Origin of the sequence: Streptomyces sp. NPDC059832 (genome assembly GCF_042731715.1) — a bacterium.
Classification (GTDB): Bacteria; Actinomycetota; Actinomycetes; order Streptomycetales; family Streptomycetaceae; genus Streptomyces.
This window is the reverse complement of record NZ_JBHWIY010000007.1, coordinates 266,661-275,406: the sequence shown is the minus strand read 5'-3', so window position 1 is coordinate 275,406 and position 8,746 is coordinate 266,661. Positions and strand designations below refer to the sequence as shown.

General features: G+C 68.4%; 4 protein-coding genes. 3 read left to right on the top strand and 1 reads right to left on the bottom strand.

Going from position 1 to position 8,746, the window contains the following annotated elements; all coding sequences use genetic code 11:
* Positions 1–517, bottom strand: a 517-nt coding sequence (locus ACFV8T_RS15500; RefSeq protein WP_385327741.1) for a FadR/GntR family transcriptional regulator, incomplete at its 3' end; no start/stop codon positions are given.
* Between the two features lie 466 nt (positions 518–983).
* On the opposite strand from ACFV8T_RS15500, the gene ACFV8T_RS15495 reads away from it, so the two are divergent.
* The 3 genes from ACFV8T_RS15495 to ACFV8T_RS15485 all read left to right on the top strand — a co-directional run bounded on the left by ACFV8T_RS15495 (position 984) and on the right by ACFV8T_RS15485 (position 8,303).
* Positions 984–3,332, top strand: coding sequence for an Ig domain-containing protein (locus ACFV8T_RS15495; protein ID WP_385327739.1), 2,349 nt, complete (start codon positions 984–986; stop codon positions 3,330–3,332).
* Positions 3,333–3,451: 119 nt separating this feature from the next.
* The gene (locus ACFV8T_RS15490) at positions 3,452–5,818 is read left to right on the top strand and encodes a discoidin domain-containing protein (RefSeq protein ID WP_385327737.1); all 2,367 of its coding nucleotides are present in this window, start codon (positions 3,452–3,454) and stop codon (positions 5,816–5,818) included.
* 106 nt (positions 5,819–5,924) lie between these two features.
* Positions 5,925–8,303: an Ig domain-containing protein gene (locus ACFV8T_RS15485; RefSeq protein WP_385327735.1), complete on the top strand. Its 2,379-nt coding sequence runs from the start codon at positions 5,925–5,927 to the stop codon at positions 8,301–8,303.
* The last annotated feature ends 443 nt before the right edge of the window (positions 8,304–8,746 follow it).

Here is an 8,746-nt window from a genome sequence, read left to right as displayed (position 1 = left end):
CTCCCCCGTTTTCGTGGGGAACCCCCGCCCGGCCCCGCCGAAATGGTTGTGGTTTTCTGCTTTTTCTCCCCCCCGCCAGCCCCTGCGCCGCCTCGCGGATCGCCCTGAGCTGAACCGGTGTGGCCCGCGCGGCCGCGAGCCCGCTGGTCTCGGCCTCGGTGAAGCGCCGGAACTCGAACAGTTCACCGACGCGGCTCGGGTCGGTCGGCAGGAACCGGGAGAACGTGTCGGACCACAGGTCGTTCCTGGGATGCGCCACGAAGATGCCGCGCCCCTTCTCCACCGAGAGCCTCCCGAGGGCCGAGAGGATCTTGACGCCCTCTCGCACCACCGTCCTGCTCATGTCCACTTCGGCCGCCAGATCCTTCTCCGTCGGCAGCCGGTCGCCGGGCCCCATCCCCTGCCGGGCGACGTACTCCAGGATGCGCTCCGCCGCGACCTCGTAGCCGGGGCGGTAGGGAGCCGCCTCAGTCTCCGTCTCCGATGCCGTGGACGCGGGCCGGGAAGATCCAGTCATGTTGCTCCATGTATCCGATGCATGCCATCACGAATGCCAAGTGCTGGGCCCCCAAGATACCTCCCTGGCCGCCCGTACAGGGGTGCTCGGACCGCCCTGCGGAGCACCCGCGTCACCGGGAATAGATCCGAACTAAGCCTTGACGGCCACTTCCGTGCCGTGCACGCTAGACCGCACTTGTGCTGCGGTAGTTACACAGGAGAAGCAAGCGCACTTCCCTGCACGGGCAGGCCTATGGGCTCTCCGGCTCACGGCCGTCCGCCGATCCCGCTCCTCGGAACAGCGCGAACCATCTTCGTTGAAGAATACGAACTATCCAGGTGACTTCGTTCGTCGCTCGACGTTTGCCGGCCTTGCGCCCCTATGAGCTGTTCGCGGGCAGTCGACCAGCGATCCCGCGCGTCATCGAGAGTCACTTCACCTAGGAGGACATGTGGACAGGCGTCGCTTTCTGGTTGCCAGCGGCTTGAGTTCGGCCACGGCCGTGGCCATGGCCGCCGGCCCCGCGCATGCCGCGCGAACGGCCAGGACCAAGACGTCCTCGTCGCTGCGGATCGGGGCGGGCTTCCTGTCGGTGGGCATCAGCGGCTCCGGGTACGTGGACAGCCTGGTGGACCTGCGTGACGGCACCGACCACCTGGCCAAGGACACCCCTGTGCCGCTGGTCAGCGTGGTGGCCGACGGCAAGCACGTGGTTCCCGCGAAGGTGCGGGTCGTGTCGCGTGACCGGGCGCACCACCGGCAGGTCCTGGAGTTCGTCGGCGAGAGCGTGACGATCCAGGTAGAGGCCGTCGGGTTTCCCACGCATTCCACACTTGAAGTCGTCGGCCTGACGGCCGCCTCGGGTGTGGATGTGCAGACGCTGCTGTGGGGTCCGCTGCCGACGATGCTCGACGACACCATCGGTGAGACGGTCGGTGTGGTCGCCAACTCCGATTTCGTCATGGGGGTCCGGCCGCTGAACGACAAGACGGTGGGCGGGTGGCCGAACGAGCATCTGGCGTACGGGTTCGGCCCTGACCTCGTATGGAATCCGTACGGCCTGCAGACCGGTGTGAAGGACGAGTGGCTGGCGAGCAACGTCGCCGCGAAGACCACGTGGGGCAGCGTCCTGCGCGCCACCACCTACGACTACAGCAAGGCACGGGTCCGGCAGCGCACCAATGGTTACGAGATGCCGCTCGGCCCGCTGCCCGCGCCCGAGGGCCGGATCGTCGGGTCGAAGATCGCCCTGTTCGGCAGTGCGCCGGATCTCGCCCTGACCGTGCTCAGCCAGATCGCCAAGGAGCACGACCAGGCGTACCCCACCCTGGACGGCCAGTGGCAGAAGGCGGCCCAGCGCACCTCGCAGACCCACTTCTGGGTCCACGACCTCAACACGGGCACCGTCACAGCGGCCGCCAAGCTCGCCGTGCAGGCCGGGGTGCGGAACATCTACGCGATCAGCGGCAACGGGCCGTGGGTGTCGCACGGGCACTACCAGTTCAACGGCTCCTTCGGCGGATCGGACGCGGCGGCCGCCCAGTTGGTGGCCGCAGCGGCGAAGGAGGGCATCGAGGTCGGAGTGCACACCCTGTCCACCTTCATCGATGCCAACGACCCGTACGTGAAGGCGCCGGCCGATCCACGGCTCGCGGTGGGCGGCTCCGCCCGGCTCACCCGCCCGCTGGCCGGGTCGGACACCACGCTGTACGTGGATGCCAACGGCCTGCTGGCCTCCGGCGTCGACGGTCAACGGTTGCGCATCGGCGACGAGTTCATCACCTACGGTTCCGTCACCAAGGTCAGCAACACCGAGTGGCAGGTCAGCGGCCTGAGCCGGGCACAGTGGTCCTCGGCCGCCAAGGACTACCCGGCCGGTACCAGCGTCGCCCGGCTCATCCAGAACGGCTACGGCGGCGCGCTGGCCGGTCTGCCGATCACCGACGAGATCGCGACCCGGCTGGCCACCGCCTACAACACCAGCGGCGTCCACGCCACGTCCTACGACGGGCTTGAAGGCACCGGCTACAACGGCTGGGGCGGCTACGGCTTCGCACGGCTCGTCAACGGCGTCCACCGGCAGGTCACCACCAAGAACTTCATCACCGAGTGCAGCAACCTCGCGTCGAACACCTGGGACGCCCAGTCCAGGGCGAGCTGGGGTGAGATCGGCCCCACGAGCTACGCCCAGATCATCCGCAGCAACACCTTCTACCGGGCGAACTACCTGCCCGGGATGATGGGCCAGCAGGGGCTCTCGGGCGGCGACGGCCTGCAGAAGATCGAGGACACCCTGGCGCACGCGGCATCCCTCGACGCCGGCATCAACTTCGAGACCAGCGTGAGCAGCCTCCAGTCCGGGCAGAACACCGCCGTGCTGCTCGCCGCCGTCCGGATGTGGGAGTCCGCGCGCGCATCCGGCGCGTTCACTGCCGAGCAGAAGAAGCAGCTGGGCGTCGCGAGCAGGCACTGGCACCTGAGCGAGGTCACGCCGGACGCCGAGTGGACGCTGCAGGAGATGGACACGTCCGGTCAGCCGATCGGTGACCCGCAGTCGATCAAGGCCCCGACACCGGGCTTCGCCACGTCGGAGCCGGCGGACGCCCGGGTCGGAAAGCTGTACGCCTTCAAGGTGACCTCGACGACTCCGCGGACCATCCGCTACGAGGTCACCGACGGCCGCCTCCCGCGCGGCCTGACCCTCAACCAGGACACCGGCGGCATCACCGGAATCCCGACCGCCACCGGCACCAGCAAGTTCACCATCACGGCAAGGAACGGCGGGATCATCGCCGACGCGAAGACCACCTACAAGATGACGACCCGGCCGTGACCGCTGCCGTGCCGTGCCCCGGCCTCGGTCGGGGCACGGCACGGCCGGCACCTGCTCCCCGTCGCGTCACCCGCACGAACCTCCAGGAACGAATCCATCGAGAACGCTTGGAGCGTTACATGAGAGTGCGTCCAGGACAGCTGCTGTGCCTTCTCGCGTCAATGCTCTCCTTGCTCGCCCTCGCCGCTCCCGCGACACCGGCGAGCGCCGCCCCCGACCTGGTCAACGCAGAGCCCGCAGTGGTGCCCGCCCTCCAGAAGTGGCAGGGCCGCACCGGATTCTTCGAGCTGGGCCGGCACAGCCGCATCGTGTTCGCCGGAGCGCACCGCGACCGTCTGCGCGATCAACTCGCCACCCTCCCCGACGAGATCGAGCAGGTCACGGGGCGCAAGCCGGCCCTGTCGCCGCGCCACCCGCACAGCGGCGACATCGTGCTTTCGGTCGATCCCACCCTGCCCGAAGCGGTGGACAGCGCCCGGTTCAAGGAAGAGGGCTACACCTTCACGGTCACCGGCGAGAACGTGCGGATCACCGCGCCGACCGCGAAGGGCGTCTACTACGGCACCCGTACGCTCCTGCAGATCCTGCTGCTCGGCGACGGCCGTGACTCCGTCCCCGTGGGCACTGCCGTGGACTGGCCGAACTACAAGGTGCGGGGCTTCACGCTGGATGTCGGGCGGCGCTTCTTCACCGCGGACTTCATCCGCGACTACATCCGCCTCATGGGCTGGTTCAAGCTCAATGAGTTCCAGATCCACCTCAACGACAACGGGTTCAAGGGCGACCGGCCCTGGAGCGAGGCCCAGGCCGGCTTCCGGCTCAAGACCGACAACCCCGCGCTGTCCGGCCTGGCCTCGAAGGACGGGGCGTACGGCCGGCACGACTGGGACTCCTTCGAGGACACCGCAGCCGCCAACGGCGTCACGCTCGTCCCCGAGTTCGACGCCCCCGCCCATTCGCTCGCGTTCATCCGGTTCAAGCCATCCCTGGGTCTCAACAACGGCGACTCCGACCACCTGGACCTGTCCAAGCCGGAGACCACCGCGTTCATGAAGTCGGTGTTCGACGAGTTCACGCCGTGGTTCCGCGGCCCGGACGTGCACTTCGGCGCCGACGAGTACCGGTCGGACAAGCCCCGCTACAAGAGCTACTTCAACGAGATCGCCGCCCACATCCGCACGCTCGGCAAGCATCCGCGCGCCTGGGGCAGCCTGTCCCTGATGACGTCGAACACCGAGGGCTTCGACCGCGACGTCACCCTCAACAGCTGGAACAACTCGTGGTACGGCCCGCAGGCCGCCGAGAAGGACGGCTATTCGTTCATCAACACCAACGACGCCCTGCTCTACATCGTCCCGTTCGCGAGCTACTACCACGGCCACGGCCTGGACGGTAAGTACCTCTACGACAACTGGGAACCCAACGTCTTCCCCGACGGCCAGAGCGTCGCACCGAAGGACCCCCAACTCCTCGGCGCCATGTCCTCGGTGTGGAACGACCTGACCAAGTCCAGCTACACCGAACTCGACGTGCACGAGCTGGTCGAGCCCACCTTCGGGGTCCTCGCGCAGAAGATGTGGAGCGGCGCCAACTCGGGTGTCCCGTACAGCGATTTCATGTCGACCGTGCGCAAGCTCGGCGTGGGTACGGGGCTGACCGAGGTCGCCACGACACTCGCCACCCCGGCCAACAGCGAGCTGAGTGCGGGCAAGCCGGCGTCCGCGTCCGCGGGCACGGCCGACGCGGCGTTCGACGGGGTGAGCACCACCAAGTGGCAGAGCGGCCCGGGAGATCACGCCTGGCTCCGCGTGGACCTCGGCCGCCCCCAGACCGTCACCAAGGCCGACCTGGACTGGGCGCCCGCACACGGCCGTGATTACGCGATCCAGGTGTCCGGCAACGGCACGACCTGGACCACGGTCGCCCACCGCACGGACCGCGCGTCCGCGGGATCCGACACGCTCACCTTCGAGCCGGTCACCGCCCGGTACGTGCGTCTCGTCGGCACCGAAGCCGCCCGCAAGCAGGACGGCTTCGCGCTGTGGAGCATGCGCGTCTTCGACGCAGCGGATCTGGCGCTGCACCGGCCGACCACCGCGTCGTCGTCCGAAGTGCCCAGCCTGGGACCGGAGAACGCCACTGACGGTGACCCGGTGAGCCGCTGGGCCAGTGCCTACCGTGACGGCGAATGGATCCAGGTGGACCTGGGCCAGGTACAGACGGTCCGCCGCGTCCTGCTCGACTGGGAGACGGCGTCCGCAAAGGACTACGGCATCCAGGTCTCCGACGACGGGTCGAACTGGAAGACAGCCGCCGCCGTCCGGGACAAGCCCGCAGGCGCCCGCGTGGACGATCTCACCTTCGCTCCCGTGTCGGGCCGGTACATCCGCATGCAGGGCATCAAGCGCACGTCGTCCTTCGGCTATTCGCTCCGGCGCATCGAGGTCCGGGCCGCGAGCCCGGCGACGAACCTGCTGCGCCGCTGAGACGTGGTGCCGGCCGGTGACGGCGCCGGTCGGCACCACTGCACAACCGATTGCACCCTCCACGTAGAGCACGAGACATATCGACACATGTCGATTTGGAGGAATTGTGGACAGAAGAAACTTCCTGATCGCTGGCGGTGTCAGTTCGCTGGCGCTGATCGCGACGCCGGCCCTCGCCCAGCCGGCGGCAGCAGCAGGGCCGGCGTTTACGGAACAGGCCGGCCGCCCGTTACGGATCAGGGCGGGATTCCTGTCGCTGGGTCTCGACCCGGCGGGCCGGGTCGTCGAACTGAAGGACATACGCACGGGAACCGACCATTTGCCGGCGGGCAAGTCGCTCCCCCTGGTGTCCGTCGTCCTGGGCGACGGACACCAGGACACCCCCACCCAGGTGAGGGTCTCCCGGCAGGACCGGCACATGCTGGTGTTCAGCGGCGACCAGGCGACGGTCGAGGTCAAGGTCGTCAACCACGCGACGTACGCGACGCTTGAGGTCGTCGGTCTGGACGCCGCAGCGGGCGTGGACGTGCGGACCCTGCTGTGGGGGCCGCTGACCACCAGCGTCACCGACACCGTCGGAGAGGCCGTCGGTGTGGTCCGCGACAGCGGCTTCGCCCTCGGCATCACCCCGCTCAACGACAAGACCGTCGGCGGCTGGCCCAAGGAGTTCGACGCGTACGGGTTCGGCTCGGAGGTGCAGTCGAAGCCGTACGGGGAGGCCGGGACGCAGAACGAGTGGGGCGCCGCGGCGAAGACATCGTGGGGCAGCATTCTGCGCGCCTACTCCTACGACTACAGCACCGTACGGACCCGCGAGGACGGCATCCGGATCGGCCCGCTGCCGGGCTTCGAAGGCCGGATCCTCGGATCGAAGCTGGCCGTGTACGGCAGCACCCCTGATCTCGTGCTCACCGTGCTCAGCCAGATCGCGCAGGGCGAGCACCTGCCGTACCCGACCATCGACGGGCAGTGGCAGAAGACGTCCCGGGCGACCCGGCAGCCGTTCCTGGCCCTGTCGTCCCTCGGCACCTCGAACCTCTCCGACGCCATGAAGTTCGCGAAGCAGGCGGGCATCAAGAACGTCTACTCCGTGCAGGGCGCAGCCGGTCCCTGGAAGTCGACGGGGCACTACCGGTTCAACAGCGGCTTCGGCGGCTCGGACGCCGCCGCGGCTCAACTGGTGGCGACCGCCGCCGCGGGCGGCATGCGGGTCGGCGTGCACACCCTGTCCAACTTCATCCAGGCCGATGACCCGTACATCTCTCCCGCACCGGCCGACATGCGGCTCACGGTCGGCGCGACCGTGCAGCTGACCCGCGCTCTGGCCGCGTCGGACACGACCCTGTACGCCGACGGAGACTCCGGCGGCGGCGGTCACGTCATCGGCCGCCGGCTGCGCATCGGCGACGAGTTCCTCACATACTCCGGTGTGACGCAGGCCGGCGCCGGCGAGTGGCAGTTCACCGGCATCAGCCGGGCGCAGTGGGGATCGGCGGCGGCGGCCCACCCCGCCGGGGCCGACGCCACCCGGGTCAGCGAGAACCAGTACGGCGGTGCACGAGGCGACCTGCCGGTCATCGACGAGATCGCCACCCGCCTTGCCACGATGGCCAACACCACCGGCGTCCGGAGCATCTCGTACGACGGGCTGGAGGAGGTGTCCTGGAGCGGCTGGCGCGGCCAGGGCTTCGCTCACCTGGTCAACGGGATCTGTCGCCGGCTCGACTCCCAGGACGGTTTCATCTGCGAGGCGTCCAACCCGTCGTCCAACTCGTGGTTCGCCCAGTCGCGGATCAGCTGGGGCGGCATCGGCTGGTCCGACTCCAACTACGCGCAGGTGATCAGGAACAACAACTTCTACCGGGCCAACTTCCTGCCCGCCATGGGTGGTTCACTGCCGATCGGTGGAGGCACGAGCACGCTCGGCGTCGAGCACAACCTGGCCCTCGGCGCGTCGATCGGCGCGAACTTCGGCTGGTTCGAGACGAGCACGGACAGTCTCGCCAAGGGATCCAACACCGCAGAGGTCCTCACCGCGGTACGGATCTGGAACTCCGCCATCGAGGCCGGCGCCTTCACGCCCGCCCAGCAGCAGCTCATGACCGACGAGAAGAAGAACTGGCACCTGAGCGAGATGGCCGAGGGGGAGGAGTGGTCGCTGCAGGAGCTGGACTCGTCCGGCAGTCCGGTCGGCCGGGCTCAGCCGGTGCGGGCGCCGAAGCCCGGTTTCACGACACCGGAGCCGGCCAACGGCCGCGTGGGTGAGCTGTACGCGTTCAAGGTCACCTCTAGCTCGCCCCGTACGGTCCGGTACGAGGTCACATCTGGCGCGCTGCCCGCCGGACTGAGCCTGAACAAGGACACCGGCGGCATCACCGGAGTCCCCACCGCCCCGGGCACCAAGCGGTTCACGATCACCGCGCGCAACAACGGCGTCATGCCCGACGCGGAGGTCACGTGCAGCCTGCAGGTCACTCGCGGCTGACAACGGCCTCGGTCGGTCCATGACCGCTGAATACAGTCAGGGCCACGACGGAAGTGTGACGACACGCCTCAGCGCTTCCCTTCGACGGAGTCCGGAGAGATGTCGTGGCCCTGGCTCGCCTGGTTCTTGTGCGCCGACAACGTGATCGTGACAGGGCCGCACCGTCGATACCGCCCCGCATCATTGCCTGGTACGGGCCGCGCAGGGCGATCTGCCGGCCGGTGATGTGTACACCTGCGGCATGACCGGGGAAGCACCACCTGCCCCGGACCCGGCGGATATGCCACGTATCTCTCTGATTCCGGCCTCCGAGGTGCTGAAGCTACTTGGGATCACTACAGGTCAGGAACATCAGCTAGTGCCATGTATCGATCCTCGTCACAAGACGGGCGGCCTTCCCCGGCGGACGACACCCGGCCCCGGGCCGGCCCATGCCGCGGGCC

Bases quoted from the DNA above. Each gene is read 5' to 3' on its own strand.
- ACFV8T_RS15490 (WP_385327737.1), top strand. From the start codon at position 3,452: ATGAGAGTGCGTCCAGGACAGCTGCTGTGCCTTCTCGCGTCAATGCTC.